Source organism: Eubacterium sp. AF15-50 (assembly GCF_934835595.1).
Taxonomy (GTDB): domain Bacteria; phylum Bacillota; class Clostridia; order Lachnospirales; family Lachnospiraceae; genus Eubacterium_G; species Eubacterium_G segne.
In genome coordinates this window covers 1-17,300 of record NZ_CAKVZL010000039.1, presented here as the reverse complement: position 1 = coordinate 17,300, position 17,300 = coordinate 1, and the positions used below count along the sequence as shown (strand labels likewise).

The 17,300-nt window shown below is 34.3% G+C and carries 14 protein-coding genes, 1 pseudogene and 1 other annotated feature; of the genes and pseudogenes, 13 read left to right on the top strand and 2 right to left on the bottom strand.

The window, feature by feature from the left end; translation table 11 throughout:
- Window positions 1-402 precede the first annotated feature (402 nt).
- Genes cysD through Q5O73_RS06020 form a run of 4 tightly spaced genes read left to right on the top strand, consistent with a single transcriptional unit; the run spans window position 403 to window position 5,762 of the window.
- Window positions 403-1,296 (top strand): sulfate adenylyltransferase subunit CysD, encoded by an 894-nt coding sequence (gene cysD, locus Q5O73_RS06035; protein WP_302624033.1) that lies wholly within the window; start codon window positions 403-405, stop codon window positions 1,294-1,296.
- 1 nt (window position 1,297) lies between these two features.
- Entirely contained in the window at window positions 1,298-3,127 is a 1,830-nt protein-coding gene (gene cysC, locus Q5O73_RS06030; RefSeq protein ID WP_021953847.1) for an adenylyl-sulfate kinase, read from the top strand.
- 9 nt (window positions 3,128-3,136) lie between these two features.
- Complete coding sequence (locus tag Q5O73_RS06025) at window positions 3,137-4,579, top strand: chromate transporter (RefSeq protein WP_302629209.1); 1,443 nt, start codon at window positions 3,137-3,139, stop codon at window positions 4,577-4,579.
- A gap of 10 nt (window positions 4,580-4,589) precedes the next feature.
- Complete coding sequence (locus Q5O73_RS06020) at window positions 4,590-5,762, top strand: hypothetical protein (RefSeq protein WP_021953849.1); 1,173 nt, start codon at window positions 4,590-4,592, stop codon at window positions 5,760-5,762.
- Window positions 5,763-5,831: 69 nt separating this feature from the next.
- Here the strand turns inward: Q5O73_RS06020 and Q5O73_RS06015 are convergent, their stop codons facing one another.
- Window positions 5,832-7,049, bottom strand: a complete 1,218-nt coding sequence (locus tag Q5O73_RS06015) for an aminotransferase class I/II-fold pyridoxal phosphate-dependent enzyme (protein ID WP_302629210.1) — start codon at window positions 7,047-7,049, stop codon at window positions 5,832-5,834.
- A gap of 39 nt (window positions 7,050-7,088) precedes the next feature.
- Window positions 7,089-7,326, bottom strand: a binding site (T-box leader).
- A gap of 146 nt (window positions 7,327-7,472) precedes the next feature.
- Here Q5O73_RS06015 and hydE point away from each other — a divergent pair.
- The 6 genes from hydE (at window position 7,473) to Q5O73_RS05985 (ending at window position 13,651) form a co-directional block, all read left to right on the top strand.
- On the top strand, window positions 7,473-8,495 hold the full coding sequence (hydE, locus tag Q5O73_RS06010; protein WP_302629211.1) for a [FeFe] hydrogenase H-cluster radical SAM maturase HydE: 1,023 nt from the start codon (window positions 7,473-7,475) through the stop codon (window positions 8,493-8,495).
- A 5-nt stretch (window positions 8,496-8,500) separates the two neighbouring features.
- On the top strand, window positions 8,501-9,922 hold the full coding sequence (gene hydG, locus Q5O73_RS06005; protein ID WP_118589324.1) for a [FeFe] hydrogenase H-cluster radical SAM maturase HydG: 1,422 nt from the start codon (window positions 8,501-8,503) through the stop codon (window positions 9,920-9,922).
- A gap of 18 nt (window positions 9,923-9,940) precedes the next feature.
- Window positions 9,941-11,146, top strand: coding sequence for a [FeFe] hydrogenase H-cluster maturation GTPase HydF (gene hydF, locus Q5O73_RS06000; protein WP_302669258.1), 1,206 nt, complete (start codon window positions 9,941-9,943; stop codon window positions 11,144-11,146).
- A 63-nt stretch (window positions 11,147-11,209) separates the two neighbouring features.
- Window positions 11,210-11,698 carry a Cys-tRNA(Pro) deacylase gene (gene ybaK, locus Q5O73_RS05995; RefSeq protein WP_302669257.1) on the top strand — a complete coding sequence of 163 codons (489 nt, stop codon included), beginning with the start codon at window positions 11,210-11,212 and terminating at the stop codon, window positions 11,696-11,698.
- A gap of 60 nt (window positions 11,699-11,758) precedes the next feature.
- Window positions 11,759-13,027: a peptidoglycan-binding protein gene (locus Q5O73_RS05990; protein ID WP_118589322.1), complete on the top strand. Its 1,269-nt coding sequence runs from the start codon at window positions 11,759-11,761 to the stop codon at window positions 13,025-13,027.
- A gap of 33 nt (window positions 13,028-13,060) precedes the next feature.
- Window positions 13,061-13,651, top strand: coding sequence for a sce7726 family protein (locus Q5O73_RS05985; protein ID WP_021953856.1), 591 nt, complete (start codon window positions 13,061-13,063; stop codon window positions 13,649-13,651).
- A 40-nt stretch (window positions 13,652-13,691) separates the two neighbouring features.
- Here Q5O73_RS05985 and putP read toward each other — a convergent pair whose 3' ends face one another.
- The gene (gene putP / locus Q5O73_RS05980; RefSeq protein WP_302669256.1) at window positions 13,692-15,227 is read right to left on the bottom strand and encodes a sodium/proline symporter PutP; all 1,536 of its coding nucleotides are present in this window, start codon (window positions 15,225-15,227) and stop codon (window positions 13,692-13,694) included.
- 186 nt (window positions 15,228-15,413) lie between these two features.
- Here putP and spoVAD point away from each other — a divergent pair, with 186 nt between their 5' ends.
- The 3 genes and pseudogenes from spoVAD to Q5O73_RS05965 form a co-directional block, all read left to right on the top strand.
- Complete coding sequence (spoVAD, locus tag Q5O73_RS05975; protein ID WP_021953858.1) at window positions 15,414-16,421, top strand: stage V sporulation protein AD; 1,008 nt, start codon at window positions 15,414-15,416, stop codon at window positions 16,419-16,421.
- 12 nt (window positions 16,422-16,433) lie between these two features.
- Window positions 16,434-16,787, top strand: a complete 354-nt coding sequence (locus Q5O73_RS05970) for a SpoVA/SpoVAEb family sporulation membrane protein (protein ID WP_118589320.1) — start codon at window positions 16,434-16,436, stop codon at window positions 16,785-16,787.
- 328 nt (window positions 16,788-17,115) lie between these two features.
- Window positions 17,116-17,300: pseudogene (locus Q5O73_RS05965) on the top strand (NADP-specific glutamate dehydrogenase); the annotation flags it as partial.

The following is a 17,300-nucleotide window of genomic DNA, read 5'->3' as shown; positions in this document are numbered from 1 at the left end:
GAACTGTTTTTAGCAAAGTCCGTAGTTTTTCCATGATATCCTAAAATGAAAATACTGATTAGGATACTCATAAGATGGTTTATTACTCGGTTCGAATAAAATTTGCATAAGTTTAATTTTTTAAACTGGTTGTATATGAATGAGGAATGATGTATAGTATTTGCGAGAGACACCTTCTTTCGTAAATGTTGCAAATGTTTGTTTTGGCACTTTCATTATACAACACATGGAATCGAGGTGTCTTTCTTTTATGCAAAATCACGAACTTGCTCATTTATAGAATTATATTTAAATATTTAATTTACAGAAAAACTTTCACACTCTCATTGATAACATATTTCCGTCAAATTTATTGAGTATATTTTGTATGAAAATTTACTAACAAATTTATTAGGAGAAAATATGAATCATTTAGATGAACTTGAGGCAGAAGCAATATACATAATGAGAGAAGTGGCAGCAGAATGTGAAAATCCTGTTATGCTTTATTCCATAGGAAAGGATTCGTCAGTAATGCTGCATTTGGCAATGAAAGCTTTTTATCCTGAAAAGCCACCATTTCCTTTTTTGCATGTAAATACTACATGGAAATTTAAGGAAATGATTGAATTTAGAGACCGCAGGGCAAAAGAACTGGGAATTGAAATGATTGAATACATAAATGAGGAAGGTGTTAAGAATAATATTAATCCTTTTGACTATGGTTCATCATACACAGACATAATGAAAACCCAGGCACTAAAGCAGGCTCTCGATAAATATGGGTTTACCGCAGCATTTGGCGGAGGAAGACGTGACGAGGAAAAATCAAGAGCAAAAGAGAGAATTTTTTCTTTTAGGAATAAACAACACGCATGGGATCCAAAAAATCAGAGACCGGAAATGTGGAAGCTTTTCAATACAAGAATTAACAAGGGAGAGAGTATAAGAGTATTTCCTTTATCAAATTGGACGGAAAAGGATATATGGCAGTATATAAAAAGAGAAAATATTCCTATTGTTTCATTATATTTTGCCAAAGAAAGACCGGTTGTTGAAAGAAATGGGCAGTTGATAATGGTTGATGATGACAGAATGAGATTGTTGCCGGGAGAAAAAGTTCAAAATAAAATGGTAAGATTTAGAACGTTAGGATGTTATCCGCTAACCGGAGGCATAGAGTCAAATGCTACGACATTAGATGAAATTATCGAAGAGACAATGGCATCAGTAGAATCCGAAAGAACCAGTAGAATGATAGATTCTGACGGAGGGGCTGCAAGCATGGAAAAAAGAAAAAGAGAAGGATATTTTTAAAATGGAAAGTTTATTGAAATTTATTACTTGCGGAAGTGTTGATGATGGAAAATCAACTTTAATTGGACATATGTTATATGATGCAAAGCTGATTTTTGCAGATCAGAAGAGAGCTTTGGAATTGGACTCTAAAGTCGGATCAAGAGAAGGAAACATAGATTATTCTTTGTTGCTTGACGGATTAATGGCTGAAAGGGAACAGGGAATTACAATAGATGTTGCATACCGTTATTTTGCTACTGAAAACAGAAGCTTTATTGTAGCGGATACTCCGGGACATGAAGAGTATACAAGAAATATGGCTGTTGGAGCTTCATTTGCATCCCTTGCCGTAATTTTGACGGATGCAAGTCAGGGTGTTTTGGTTCAGACAAGAAGACATGCAAGGATATGTTCTTTAATGGGAATAAAACATTTTGTTTTTGCGGTAAATAAAATGGATTTAGTGGATTATGATATTAAAATATTTGAAAAAATCCAAAGAGAAATAAATGGATTAATGTCAGAATTTGATTTTAAAACATTACAAATAATACCGGTATCTGCTACAGAGGGAGATAATATAACAAAGACATCTGACCGAATGCAATGGTATAAAGGCGTCCCATTACTTAAATATCTTGAGGAAGTGGATGTAAAGGAAGACGTTGAGGTTAAAGGATTTTCCATGCCGGTTCAAAGAGTGTGCCGACCAAATCATAATTTTAGGGGATTTCAGGGGCAAATATCATCCGGAAAAATTTGCCGGGGAGATGATATAACTGTTTTGCCAAGTGGCGAAAAGGCAACGGTAAAAGAAATATACGAAGGTGATAAAAAAGTAAATCAAAGCAGTAAAGGCCATGGAGTGACAATTCAGCTGGACTCTGAAATTGATATATCAAGAGGATGTATTATAGAGAAAAATTACAATCTTTTGTGTGGAATGAATTTCTCAATTTGTATATTGTGGATGGACGACAAAAAACTAGTTGAGGGACGGAATTTCCTTATGAAAGTTGGAACAAAATTAGTTCCTGCAACAATTACAAAAATAAATTACAAAATTGATGTTAATACAGGTTCACAAGTATACGCAAAAGCAATCTTTAAGAATGAAATTGCTTTTTGTGAGGTTACGTTAGGGGAAAAAATAGTTGTGGATAAATTCATCAATAATAGGGAATTAGGTTCATTAATACTAATTGACAGAGTATCAAATATGACGTCGGCATGTGGACAAATTGCAGAAATTATCGATAATGAAAAAAATCTGACATGGCATGAAATGGATGTAACAAAGGAGTTAAGGGAACGTCAGTTATCTCAAAAAGCTTTTACGGTATGGATGACAGGACTTTCAGGGTCAGGAAAATCTACCCTCGCTAATGCATTGGAGAAAAGATTATTTACACTGGGAAAACATACAATGCTTCTTGATGGTGACAACATAAGAATGGGACTTAACAAAAATTTAGGATTTAATGAAGGAGACCGAGTGGAAAATATCCGCAGAATAGCTGAGGTTGCCAAATTAATGAATGATGCGGGGCTGATAGTAATTACATCATTTATTTCGCCATATAGTCAGGACAGACAAAGTGCAAAGGAAATAATAGGTGATGATTTTGTGGAAGTCTACGTAAGCACCCCTCTTGATGAATGTGAAAGAAGGGATGTTAAAGGTCTTTACAAAGAGGCAAGAAAGGGGAATATCAGGAGCTTCACGGGAATAAGCAGCCCTTATGAAATACCTGAAACACCGGATGTTGAAATAGACACCAGTGGAAAGAAAATAGAAGATTGTGTGAATACAATTATAGATAAGCTTAAAAAATATATTGAGGAATAATCATGTATTATGAGTAATAAATTACAGCTGTTTACTTCAATGTTAAAAATCGGATGTATTGGATTTGGTGGTGGAAGTGCCATTATTCCCATAATTGAAGACGAGATAGTTGAAACAGGTATAGATACAAAGGAGAATATTGATAAGGATGTTATGGTGGCAAATATAACACCGGGAGCACTTCCGGTAGAAGTTGCTGCTTCAATAGGAAAAAGAGCTGGTGGAAACAAAGGAATGTTTTTATCAGCACTTGCCATGGCGCTTCCGGGAGCACTGGCAGCAATAGCAATTTTTACTATTTTTTCAACTATGAAATTAACAGTATTAAATGTTATTGAACTGGCGTCAGTTGGAGTTTCAATATTTATTTTGTATATGCTAAAAGTTTATATTGGAAATGTATTTAATAAGTGTGCAGGCAATACAAAATGTGAGAGAAAAACCGTTATTTTAATGGCAATATCATTATTTGTTGTTTGTGGCAAAAATTTATATCAGCTTTTAGGAATAAGTAAAACACCGGTATTTTCATTATCTGCCTTTAATGCCTTAATGTTATTTTTCTTTTGCATAATATTCATGGAAAACAACAGACATAAAAATGTGGGTTTCATAGTGATAATGGTTATTATATCAACACTATTTGCTGTTACTCATGGAAAGGGAAATTATATTGATAATAATTATATTATGTATGCTTTGGATGCAATAATGATTATGATTTCTCTGGCAGGAATAGTAGATGATATGAAAAACAGTGGAATGAAGATAAAAATCTATAAGAATTTTTTTAAGGAACTTTTTATATGGATTGTATTTTTAGTCATATGTTCTATGCCGGCGTTAATAAATAATGCAAATATTGTGGAGTTTATTGGCAAAGGAATAATTTCGGCTTTTATGTCTTTTGGTGGAGGGGATGCATATTTAACTATTGCTGATGGGTTATTTGTAGATACAAATATGGTAACGGAAAGTCAGTTTTACGGTCATATAGTATCTGTTGTTAATGTTTTGCCAGGCTCCATATTATGTAAAACCTTATGTGGAGTAGGATACTACCTGGGAATTAACATATCAGGAAGTATTGTGACGGGAGTTTTATTTGCTATAGTTGGTTTTGCATGTAGCATTGCGGCATCATGTGGATTTTATATGACAATATATCATTTGTACAATAATCTAAGTTCACTGAGAATTATAAGTAGAATATCAGAATGTATCCGCCCGATTATAGCGGGATTTCTTATAAATATTTCATTATCATTGTGCAATCAGTCTGTAAGAGTAATGGGAAAGTATCAAATATCCGGAATAAGTACAATAATAATCGTTGTGCTAATGTTTATAATTACATGCTTACTAAAAAGTAAAACAAGGATAAGTAATGCTTTAATATTAGTATTGAATATAGGAACAGTTTTTATTATAAGGGCGCTACATTACATATAGGAGGAAACAAATGTCAACAGTATATTTGTGTATAGGAACACCAAAAACAGGAACTACAGCTCTTCAAAGCTTTATGAGAGAAAACGAAAAATTGTTAAATGAGCAGGGGTATGCATTCCCACAGTTAAATATTGGACTTAAGGGAATCTTTCGTGATAGAAATGCACATTTTTTAGTTAATTATATTACTCAGGATAATAATGATGAGCATAAATTAAAGCAGAAGGAGTTAAATGAAAAAGCATATGGGGAATTAGAAAAGTGCGGGAAAAAATTTGAAAATATTATTTTGTCTGATGAACAAATCTGGTACAGATGCAATTATGAGGAAAAATTTTGGGAGAGATTAAAAGAAGATTTTGGAAAAATTGATTGCAAGGTTAAGGTTGTTGTTTATTTAAGACGGCAGGATATGATTGTTCAGTCTTTATGGAATCAGCTTATAAAAATGCACAGACGTAAAATACATACATTTGAAGAAAGTCTGGAAATAAATGATTATGATTATTTTCCGTTAGACTATTTTAAACAATTAAAAAATATTGAGGAACATATAGGAAAAGATAACCTTATTGTAAGAGTTTATGAGAAAAAACAGCTAAAAAATCAGTCATTATATGAAGATTATTTTGATATTATGGGAGTTAAGCTTAATGAAAAATTTACTTATAATCAGGTTGCAGGAAACGTGGGACTTACAGGAAATTATATAGAAATTAAAAGAATTATAAATGGGGTTACTGATTATAGGGAAATGGAGGATTTTTTATGCAGACCTATTATTAATGCCAGCATATATGGAAATAGTATTGAACCACAAAAAAAGGTAAGCTTTTTTTCTTATGATGAGCAGATTGAATTTTTAAATAAATACGAAAAAAGTAACAACCAAGTGGCAAAATATTATTTAAATAAAAATACAGGGCTTTTTGAAGAAGAAATAAAGGAATTTCCAAAGTGGAAAGTGGACAATGAAAAAATGTACCGTGATGTAATAATTTCCATGACAGAAGTTTTTTGCAGACAACAGCAACAGATACAGGATTTACAAAACAAATATAATGAAATTTCAGATATAAGAAAGAAGTTAGATGAAGAGAAAAGAAGGTTAGAATCTGTGTATAACAGTGCCATATTCAGATTATATAGAAAAATAAGATATATGGTAAAAAAACAAAAATAACATTAAAAGAGGGGATGTCATAAAAAGTGAACATCCCCTTTTAAATATTATTAATGGTAAAGCAGTAAATTACTTTTGCTTATAAGTTGCTAAGAAGTCCTTCATGGCATCCATGGAAATTTTTAAATCATCAATGCATGGAAGGTAAACAATTCTAAAGTGGTCAGGTGTTTCCCAGTGGAAACCACCCCCATGGGTAATAAGAATTTTCTTTTCCTTAAGCAAATCAAGAGAGAATTGCTCATCATTTGTGATGTTAAACTTCTTAATGTCCAGTTTAGGGAAAATATAAAATGCAGCCTTAGGTTTGTAGGCTGAAAGCCCCGGGATATCCTGTATCGCATTATATATGTATTCTCTTTGTTCATAAATTCTACCACCTGGTGCTACCATTTCCCTGGTATCTTCAAGATTATCCAAAGCAGTAGGAATAAGGGACTGGGCAGGTACGTTAGAACATAAACGCATAGAAGACAAAAGATTAATTCCTTCTATATAACCCTTAGCCTTAGACTTGTCACCGCAAAGGCACATCCATCCACATCTGTATCCTGCAATAAGATGGGATTTTGATAAACCGTTAAATGAAACAGTAAGTAAATCCGGTGCTAGCGAAGAAAGGGCAACATGCTCTTCCCCATCCATTACCAGACGGTCATATATTTCATCAGCAAACAAAATTAATTCATGCTCCCTTGCAAGTTCAACAATCTGTTGTAAAACTTCCTTAGAATAAAGGGCACCAGTAGGGTTGTTAGGGTTAATAACAACAATTGCCTTGGTTTTGTCTGTGATTTTTCTCTTCATATCCTCAATATCAGGAAACCATTCAGACTGCTCATCGCAAATATAGTGAACCGCAGTTCCCCCTGCTAAAGTAACTGAAGCTGTCCATAAAGGATAATCAGGAGAAGGAACTAAAACTTCATCACCATTATTTAAAAGTCCCTGCATAGACAAGGTTATAAGTTCACTTACACCGTTACCTGTATAAATATCATTTATAGTAACATTAGGCATGTTTTTCTTTTTGCAATATGAAAGAATTGCCTCTCTGGCTGAAAAAAGCCCCTTTGAATCTGAATAACCTTCAGTAAGAGTAAGGTTTTCAGACATTTTATCTATAATTGCCTCTGGCGCTTCAAAGCCAAAAGGAGCAGGATTGCCAATATTTAATTTGACAATTTTTTCACCCTGGGCAATCATTTTGTTAGCTTCGTCCATAACAGGACCTCTGATATCGTAACATACATTGTCAAGCTTTGTTGATTTTTCAAATGTTCTCATTTACTTCACCTCTCAAAAAAAAATACCCTAAGCGAAAACGCTTAGGGCGAATAATCAAATCCGTGTTACCACCTAAATTCAGGATTAAACCTGCACTCAGTCATCACAATCATGATGAATCCCTGTAACGTGGGAAAACGTCAGAAACTAATAAGATAAAATCTGTTCGTAACTGCTGCTTAGGAACTGCTTCAAAACAAACCGTGTAAGAATTTTCACCAGCCATTCTCTCTCTGAAACCGTGAATGAGTTTACTATTTTCCGTCACTGCATTTAAATATTAACAAAAATAATCATATCCCCATAAGAAATAAAAGTCAATGCTAAATTTAACAATGCAATATTTTTATTCTTTATTTTGTGCTATAATTAGTCGTGGCTAACGAATTGCCATAATTAATAATATGAGAAAAGTATGTAATTATGAATTTAAAAATAGAAGAGTTAAACTATCTCCTTACAACTAAAAATGAAGAAGTAACAGACAATCTTAAGAAAAAAGCAAGGGGAATAGCAGATGATATATTTGGTAAAAAAATATATACAAGAGGGCTTATTGAATTTACTAACTACTGTAAAAACAATTGCTATTATTGTGGAATAAGAAGGGAAAATAAAGGTGCTATCAGATATCGTCTTGACAGGAAGGAAATAATTAACTGTTGTGATAATGGGTATCAATTAGGGTTTAGAACTTTTGTGCTACAGGGAGGAGAGGATGCCTATTATACTGATCATGAGGTTTGTGCAATAGTGTCTTCAATAAAGGAAAAATATCCGGATTGTGCAGTAACATTGTCCATAGGAGAAAAGAAAAAAGCAAGTTATTTAGCGTTTTTTTATGCCGGTGCAGACAGATATCTTTTAAGACATGAAACAGCAGACAAAAAGCATTATGAAAGATTGCATCCAGATGATATGTCTTTTGAAAACAGAAAGAGATGTTTGTATGATTTAAAGGAAATAGGATATCAGACAGGGTGCGGATTTATGGCAGGTTCGCCTTATCAGACAATGGAATCCATATATAAGGATTTACGGTTTATTGAGGATTTACAGCCGGAAATGGTGGGAATCGGACCTTTTATTCCACATAAAGACACGGAATTTAAAAATTATAGGGCAGGTTCTCTTGAAATGACCCTTAGACTTTTAAGTATTATAAGAATTATGAAGCCTGATGTGCTGCTTCCTGCAACTACAGCATTAGGAACCATTCATCCCATGGGTAGGGAAATGGGAATATTAGCAGGAGCTAATGTGGTAATGCCTAATTTGTCTCCTGTAAATGTAAGAAAAAAATATGCTTTATATGATAACAAAATCTGTACAGGAGAAGAGGCGGCAGAGTGCCGGGGATGCCTTGATGGAAGAATAAAAAGCATAGGATATAACATAGTCACTGACAGAGGAGATTATGTTCCAATTAAAAATAAGAAAGTGTGACATAAATGTATAACGTAAAATCATTAAATGCAGATGAGTTTATTTCAGATGAAGAAATAAGGGAAACATTAAAATATGCTGATGAAAATAAAAATAATATTAAATTAATTAATGAAATTTTAGGGAAAGCATCAAAAAAGAAAGGATTAAATCATAGAGAGGCATCTGTTCTTTTAGCCTGTGACATACCTGAAAAGGTACAGGAAATGTATAAGCTGGCAAATGAAATAAAGCAGGATTATTACGGAAACAGAATAGTTTTATTTGCTCCACTGTATTTATCAAATTATTGTGTAAACGGGTGTGTTTACTGCCCCTATCATATGAAAAATAAGCATATTGCCAGAAAAAAACTGACTCAGGAGGAAATAGTCAAGGAAGTTACCGCATTGCAGGATATGGGACATAAAAGACTTGCCATTGAGGCAGGAGAAGACCCGGTTAATAATCCTATTGAATATATATTAGAGTGTATTAAAACCATATATGGAATTAAACATAAAAATGGGGCAATACGTCGTGTAAATGTAAATATTGCAGCTACCACGGTAGAAAATTACAGAAAATTAAAAGAAGCAGAAATCGGAACATATATTTTGTTTCAGGAAACTTATCACAAGAAAAGCTATGAACAGCTGCATCCTACAGGTCCAAAGCATAATTATAATTACCATACCGAGGCAATGGACAGGGCAATGGAAGGTGGAATTGATGATGTGGGTCTGGGAGTTTTGTTTGGACTGGAAATGTACCGCTATGAGTTTGCAGGTCTGCTAATGCATGCAGAACACTTAGAGGCAGTGTTTGGTGTGGGGCCTCATACCATTAGTGTTCCAAGAATAAAAAGAGCTGATGATATTGATCCGGATGTATTTGATAATGGAATAAGTGATGATATTTTTGCCAAAATATGTGCTTTAATAAGAATATCAGTTCCTTATACGGGAATGATTATTTCCACAAGGGAAAGTAAGAAGGTAAGAGAAATGGTACTGCCTCTTGGAGTATCACAAATCAGCGGAGGTTCAAGAACCAGCGTAGGGGGCTATGATAAGCCTGAAATTAAAGAGGAGCTCACCACAGAACAGTTTGATGTAAGTGATACAAGAAGTCTTGATGAAGTAGTAAACTGGCTTATAAAGTTAGGATATATTCCAAGCTTTTGTACCGCCTGCTACAGGGAGGGACGAACAGGAGACAGATTTATGGCATTGTGTAAAAATATGCAGATACTAAACTGTTGTCATCCTAATGCCCTTATGACTTTAAAGGAATACCTTGAGGATTACGCTAAAGATGATACAAGAGAATTGGGAATGAAGCTTATAGAAGAGGAATTAAAGAAGATTCCTAACGAAAAGGTAAGACAAATTGCTTATAATCATATTCACGATATAGAGGATGGCAAAAGAGATTTCAGATTTTAAGGAATTAATGGAGGAAAAATGACTTTAAACAGTACACCGTCAGCTAACAGGATTCACATAGGAGTTTTTGGACGAACCAATTCAGGAAAGTCATCATTTATTAATGCATTTTCAGGGCAGAATGTATCTATAACGGCAAATGTAGCAGGAACAACTACTGATCCGATTTACAAACCAATGGAAATTAATCCCATTGGTCCCTGTGTCATAATAGATACTGCCGGTCTTGATGATAAAAGTGAATTAGGAAAAAGGAGAATAGAAAAAACAAAATTAGCAGCTGAAAAGTCAGATGTTGCCATAATAGTTATTTCTTCGGAAATTAATGATTTTGACAGTTTAAATGATGGTGAGTTTAAGTGGTATAACTATTTTAGGAAAAAAGATACACCGGTAATATTTGTTATAAATAAAATTGATTTAAATGAAAATACCGGAAATTTAAAGGAATATATAACACATAAAATAAAGGATTGCCTAATTATTGAACTGTCTGCAAAAACAAAGGAAGGAATGGGCGATTTTAAAAAATTCTTAGTCAGTCTTAGTTTAGAAGAAGAAAGAACCATTACGGGAAATCTGGTAAAAAAGGGAGATATGGTTTTACTTGTTATGCCTCAGGATATTCAGGCACCTAAAGGAAGACTTATTTTGCCTCAGGTTCAGACTATAAGGGAACTTTTGGACAAAAAATGTAAGGCTTTAAGTGTTACTACAGACCAATATGTGGAAGCCCTTGATATGCTAAAAGAGGCACCGAAACTTATAATTACTGATTCACAGGTTTTCGATTATGTGTATGAAAATAAGCCAAAAGAAAGTCTTCTTACTTCATTTTCGGTTTTATTTGCAGCCCTTAAGGGAGATATTAATTACTATTTGGGAAGTGTAAAATGTATAGACAAGCTGACTGAAAATTCAAAAGTGCTTATAGCGGAATGTTGCAGTCATGCACCTTTAGAAGAAGATATAGGAAGGGAAAAAATACCTAAAATGCTTAAAAAACGCGTAGGAGATAATCTTACTATAGACATTGTAAGTGGAAATGATTTCCCTGAAAATTTGAAAGAGTACGATTTGATAATTCAATGTGGTGCCTGTATGTTTAACAGAAAATATGTTATGTCAAGAGTGGAAAGTGCCATAAGTCAGGGAGTACCCATGACAAATTACGGTGTAACTATTGCCTATATAAAAGGAATACTGGAAAAAATAGAAGTTTAGTTATATCTTGAAACATTTATGGGAAATGTTATAATTTTATAAAAACATTGGGAGATGATTATAATGAAGCATAATGAAGATAAAACAAATGTTATGAGATTATTAGACCAGAAAAAAATTAAGTATAAAATGTACAATTATGCAGATACAGAGGCAATTAGCGGAACAGAGGTAGCTAATGCTTTAGGACAGAATCCTGAAATGGTATTTAAAACTTTAGTTACCGTGGGAAAGACAAAAAATCACTATGTTTTTTTAGTTCCGGTGGAAAAAGAATTAGATTTGAAAAAAGCAGCCAAATGTGTAGGGGAAAAGAAAATAGACATGATAAAGTCAAAGGAACTTTTAGGACTTACAGGTTATATTCATGGTGGATGCTCTCCTATTGGAATGAAAAAGTTTTTCAGAACAACAATTGATGAAACAGCAGGGAATTTTGATACAATAATGTTTAGTGGTGGAAAAATAGGATATCAGGTAGAAACTTCCATTGAAGAATTAAAAAAGATAATTAAGTTTGAATTAGCAGATATAACCACAGATAATAAATAAAAGGAATTATTTTACAGTGCATACATATAATATATAGATTAAATAGGAATGTTTAAGTCTATGTTGATAAAAATGCAGGTTAATACTCAGGATAAGGGAGAATTACAGGTAAACATTGTAGATAGTGAAAATGCTCCAATAAAGGATGCAAGAGTTATTATCAGAAAACCACGTATTTTGCCGGAGCAGCCAATTAATTCCGGAGACATGATAGAGGAATTAAATACGGATATTTCAGGGCAGACACAGGTGGTGGATTTAGATGCCCCTCCTCTTGAATACAGTCTAAATGAGAATAACGAGGAAATGCCTTACGCAAATTACGATGTGGAAATTGATGCGCCGGGATATGAAGTGGAAAATGTGGAAAATGTGGAAATTCTACCAAGGTCTTTGGCAATTCAAAATGTGAAATTAAGGAAAACTCAGGAAGAAAATATTAATATACCTCCCCATACCCTTTATTACGAATATCCTCCAAAGATTCCCGAGGATGAAATAAAGGATGTAGGGGAACCGGGAGAAATCGTATTGAGTCGTGTAGTAATACCGGAGTATGTTGTGGTTCACGATGGCGTGCCATCCTCTAATGCAAAAGATTATTATGTAACATATAAAGATTACATTAAAAATGTGGCATCCTCTGAAATATATGCCACATGGCCTGAGGCAACCTTAGAGGCAAACATTCTGGCAATTATGTCTTTTACATTAAATCGTGTATACACAGAGTGGTACAGAAATAAGGGAAAAGACTTTACAATTACATCTTCTACGGCGTATGATCAGAAATGGATTAACGGAAGAAATATTTTTGAATCCATAAGCCGTGTAGTTGATAATATATTTGATCAGTATTTATCATTGCCTGATGTAAGGCAGCCAATCCTTACCCAGTATTGTGATGGTAAAAGGGTAAAATGTCCTAACTGGTTAAGTCAGTGGGGTTCCTGTAATTTAGGGGAGCAGGGGTATTCCACCTTGGAAATAATCAGAAATTACTACGGAGATGAAATGTATATTAATACTGCTGAACAAATATCAGGAATACCGGCATCCTGGCCGGGATATGATTTAACTATAGGAGCCAGTGGACAGAAAGTAAGACAGCTTCAGGAACAGCTAGATACAATTGCCCAGGTATATACAGCCATACCACGTTTAGTGGCAGATGGAGTGTATGGAGAAAATACTCAGGCATCAGTAAGGGCTTTTCAGAAGATATTTGATTTGCCTCAGACAGGAATAACGGATTTTGCCACATGGTATAAAATTTCACAAATATATGTGGGAATAACCAGAATTGCAGAAGGAATTCCAAGAGGATAAATCATAAAATGTCATAAATTTTAAGGAAACACTATGTTGTACGATAAAGATATAAGGGAACCCCTTTTTGATTTTTTAGATGATATTTATTTAACAAACAGAATAATTGAAGAAAAGCAAATGGGACGCTCAAGGGCAGATGTTGTTATGGTTACCCCTTTGGCGATTTACGGTATAGAAATAAAAAGCGATGCAGATACTTACGCAAGGCTGAAACGTCAGGTTAGGGATTATGACAACTTTTATGATTATAATTATGTGGTGGTGGGAACAAGCCACGCATATCATATACAGGAGCATGTCCCTGATTACTGGGGAATAATTACCGTGGAACAAAGTGAAGGTGTTTGTGACTTTTATGTAAAAAGAAAACCGTCAAAGAATCCTAAGGTTAAGTGGAAGAAAAAACTTAGTATTCTTTGGAGACCGGAGCTTGCAAACATACAAAATATAAATAACCTGCCTAAATACAGGCAAAAAAGTAAGGATTTTGTTGTAAACAAAATAATGGAAAAGGTGCCGGAGGATATTTTGCAAATTCAGTTTTGTGAAGAATTAATGGAACGGGATTACAATGAAATTGGAGAAATAATTAAGGAATATAAAAAACAAAAAAAGCAGTAGTGCTGGTATTGAAACACTACTGCTTTAAGTTTATAAGCTATTAAACCTGTGCTGTTTTTACAGATTCAAACTCTTCTACAATTTCCTTTTCAGGAGCAGGAGTAAGAAGACTTACAACTACAATGAATATACATGCTACCATAAAGGCAGGTAATAATTCGTAGATATCTAAAGCTCCACCTAAAGGACGTACAACATATTTCCATAGGAAAATCATAATACCCCCTGATAGCATACCGGCAATGGCACCATACTTGTTTGAACGTTTCCAGAATAATGCAAACAGCATTACAGGTCCGAAGGTAGCACCAAATCCTGCCCATGCGAAAGATACAATCTGGAATACATTACTTTTAGGATTAGATGCCAGGAATATGGCAATTATTGAAATAACAATAACAGTTGCTCTGGCTACAACTACTTTTTTCTTTTCAGAAAGTTTAATTCCAAATACCCCGTCTAACATATTTTCAGTAACACTAGATGAAGCAGCTAAAAGCTGTGAGTCTGATGTGGACATGGTTGATGCAAGAATACCTGCAAGAATAATTCCGGCTACAATGGCGAAAATAAAACCGTGTTTACTTATAACAGTTGAAATCTGAACAATAATTGTTTCTGAGTCAAATGAACCATATGCGCCTAAAATTCCTTCAGTTGACATACTAAATCCGATAATGCCGATTAAAATAGCAGCAGCCATGGAAATAACTACCCATGTGCTGGCAATACGTCTTGATAATTTAACATTTTCAGGATCATCAATAGCCATAAATCTTAATAAAATATGTGGCATGCCAAAATATCCAAGCCCCCATGCCAATGTAGAAATAATAGTAATAATACCATACTGATTAGCTGAATTAGTAGCTGCATTGTAGCTTGAATTAAAGCTGAAATATCCCGGTAAATCCTTTGCATTGGCAATAACCTGATCCATTCCACCAACGGAATCAATACCGTAAAATACAACAATTGCCAAAGCAACAGTCATAATAATACTTTGTATAAAGTCTGTGGTACTTGCTGCAAGGAATCCGCCAAGGGATGTGTAAGCAATAATAACAATGGCACTGATAATCATAGCTGTCATGTAATTAATTCCAAATAATGAATTAAATAATTTTCCACAGGCTGCAAATCCTGATGCAGTATAAGGAACAAAGAATATAATGATTATCATTGCTGAAACACATTTAAGAACTTTTTTATCACGATATCTGTTAGCAAAGAAATCAGGGATTGTTATTGAGTTGTTACAAATAACTGTGTATTTTCTAAGTCTTTTTGCAACAATAAGCCAGTTGACATATGTACCAAGGGCAAGACCTGCAATAGTCCAGAAAGTATCACATACACCGGTAAGATATGCAAGTCCCGGAAGTCCCATAAGAAGGTAACTGCTCATATCTGATGCTTCAGCACTCATAGCCGTAACAAAAGGTCCAAGCTTTCTTCCACCTAAATAAAAGTCGTGGGTTGTGTTTGACTTTTTAGAAAAATAAAAACCGATAACCAGCATTGCTCCCATGTATACAATGATGGAAATCAGAATTCCAATTTGTGAAGTTGTCATAATTTTTATCTCCTCTGTAATTTTATTAAAATAGAACTAAGCACTATTTTATAGGAAATAATTGTATAAGGCAAGTGTAAATAATCTTTTTTTCCTTATTAATAATATATGAAAAGCATATTTAAAAGATAAATGGGAATAATAATAACAAATTGGAAAGAGTAAGAAAAATAAGGAGAAAAACATATGGGGCAGGTAATTGGAAAACAAAGTGTACTTTTTGAAAATCCACCTTATCTTATAGAAGGGGCATCAATTGTGGGACAAAAAGAGGGGGAAGGACCTCTTGGAAAATGTTTTGATGTGGTAGAACAGGATCCAATGCTTGGAATGGAAACATGGGAAGAGGCAGAAAGCCTTTTGCAAAAAGAAGCAATTCAGAAGGTGCTACTTAAGTCTAATATGACTAAGGATGATATAAGATATATTTTTGCCGGAGATTTATTAGGGCAGCTTATAGCTACCACATTTGGAATATTGGAGTTTGAAATTCCTTTTTTCGGATTATATGGTGCGTGTTCTACCATAGGAGAGGCTTTAAGCATTGCAGCCATAACGGTGGAGGGAGGCAATGCAGACAATGTTATTGCTGTGGCCTCCAGCCATTTCGCCAGTGCCGAGAGACAGTTCAGATTTCCTTTGGCATATGGTAACCAACGACCATATGCTGCCACATGGACAGTGACAGGCTGTGGGGCAGTTGTTGTGGGCAAGCAAAAAGGATTTGCAAAAATTACCGGAATAACTACAGGTAAAATAGTGGATTACGGCGTTAAGGATGCACAAAATATGGGAGCATGTATGGCACCGGCAGCTGCTGAGGTAATTTATCAGCATTTTAAGGATTTTAATTCCACTCCGGGAGATTACGATAAAATAATTACGGGAGACTTAGGGATAGTAGGAAAAACAATATTGTTTGATTTGTTAATGGAAAAAGGATATGATATTTCAAAAGTTCATATGGACTGTGGAATAGAAATGTTTGATGCAGGAACTCAGGATACCCATGCAGGAGGAAGCGGATGTGGATGTGCAGCCACGGTTCTTACAGGATATATCTTTAAGCAGCTTAAAAAGAAAGCCTTTAAGAAAATTTTATTTATTCCTACAGGAGCGTTAATGTCACCTGTAAGTTTTAATGAGGGAAACAGTGTTCCGGGAATTGCACATTGTGTTATGATAGAGGTTTAAAGGGGGAGAAAGATGATTTTTATAAAAAGTTTTGTGGTAGGTGGAATAATATGTGCCATAGTGCAGGTTATTATTAATAAGACAAAACTTACACCGGGAAGAATTATGGTAGGATTGGTCTGCCTTGGAGTAATATTAGGAGCCATAGGGCTTTATCAGCCTTTTGCCGACTGGGCAGGTTGTGGGGCGACAGTTCCCCTGTTAGGATTTGGCAATAATTTGTGGAAGGGAATGAAGGAAGCCATAGGAGAATCCGGAGTTCTAGGATTGTTTAAAGGGGGCTTTACATCAGGAGCGGTAGGTATATCAGGAGCATTGATTTTCGGGTATCTTGCATCCCTTATTTTTAAGTCAAAAATGCAATAAAGGATAAAAGATTAAAATTGTAATGTAGTCCGGGCGGAGGTATACCTTTAATAATTAAAATAATTCCATACAAACTTAATAATATAAAGCAAAATACACAATTACCTTATTTGATTAAGTTAAAGCGTGGCAAAGGTTGAAAAAATTAAATTTTTATATTATAATTTGTCAATGTAATGTGTTGAAGTCTTAAAATTTGGATTAATGATGTTTTTTATCATAATCGTGCAATAGGAAGCATGTCAAAAAAGGCTTTTGGTGCATGAAAAATATGCATTTATAACACATGAGATTAACTAAAATTATGTTATAGAAGGAGGACTACAAAATGTCATATGTAGACGAGGTATTAGCAAAGGTTAAAGAAAAAAATGCTAGTGAACCGGAATTTTTACAGGCAGTTGAAGAAGTGTTAAATTCACTTAGACCTGTAATTGATGCAAACGAGGATAAGTATAGAAGAGAGGCTTTACTTGAAAGAATCTGCGAACCTGAAAGACAGTTCAAGTTCAG

Bases quoted from the DNA above. Each gene is read 5' to 3' on its own strand.
- cysD (WP_302624033.1), top strand. From the start codon at position 403: ATGAATCATTTAGATGAACTTGAGGCAGAAGCAATATACATAATGAGA.
- cysC (WP_021953847.1), top strand. From the start codon at position 1,298: ATGGAAAGTTTATTGAAATTTATTACTTGCGGAAGTGTTGATGATGGA.
- Q5O73_RS06025 (WP_302629209.1), top strand. From the start codon at position 3,137: ATGAGTAATAAATTACAGCTGTTTACTTCAATGTTAAAAATCGGATGT.
- Q5O73_RS06020 (WP_021953849.1), top strand. From the start codon at position 4,590: ATGTCAACAGTATATTTGTGTATAGGAACACCAAAAACAGGAACTACA.
- Q5O73_RS06015 (WP_302629210.1), bottom strand. From the start codon at position 7,049: ATGAGAACATTTGAAAAATCAACAAAGCTTGACAATGTATGTTACGAT.
- hydE (WP_302629211.1), top strand. From the start codon at position 7,473: ATGAATTTAAAAATAGAAGAGTTAAACTATCTCCTTACAACTAAAAAT.
- hydG (WP_118589324.1), top strand. From the start codon at position 8,501: ATGTATAACGTAAAATCATTAAATGCAGATGAGTTTATTTCAGATGAA.
- hydF (WP_302669258.1), top strand. From the start codon at position 9,941: ATGACTTTAAACAGTACACCGTCAGCTAACAGGATTCACATAGGAGTT.
- ybaK (WP_302669257.1), top strand. From the start codon at position 11,210: ATGAAGCATAATGAAGATAAAACAAATGTTATGAGATTATTAGACCAG.
- Q5O73_RS05990 (WP_118589322.1), top strand. From the start codon at position 11,759: ATGTTGATAAAAATGCAGGTTAATACTCAGGATAAGGGAGAATTACAG.
- Q5O73_RS05985 (WP_021953856.1), top strand. From the start codon at position 13,061: ATGTTGTACGATAAAGATATAAGGGAACCCCTTTTTGATTTTTTAGAT.
- putP (WP_302669256.1), bottom strand. From the start codon at position 15,227: ATGACAACTTCACAAATTGGAATTCTGATTTCCATCATTGTATACATG.
- spoVAD (WP_021953858.1), top strand. From the start codon at position 15,414: ATGGGGCAGGTAATTGGAAAACAAAGTGTACTTTTTGAAAATCCACCT.
- Q5O73_RS05970 (WP_118589320.1), top strand. From the start codon at position 16,434: ATGATTTTTATAAAAAGTTTTGTGGTAGGTGGAATAATATGTGCCATA.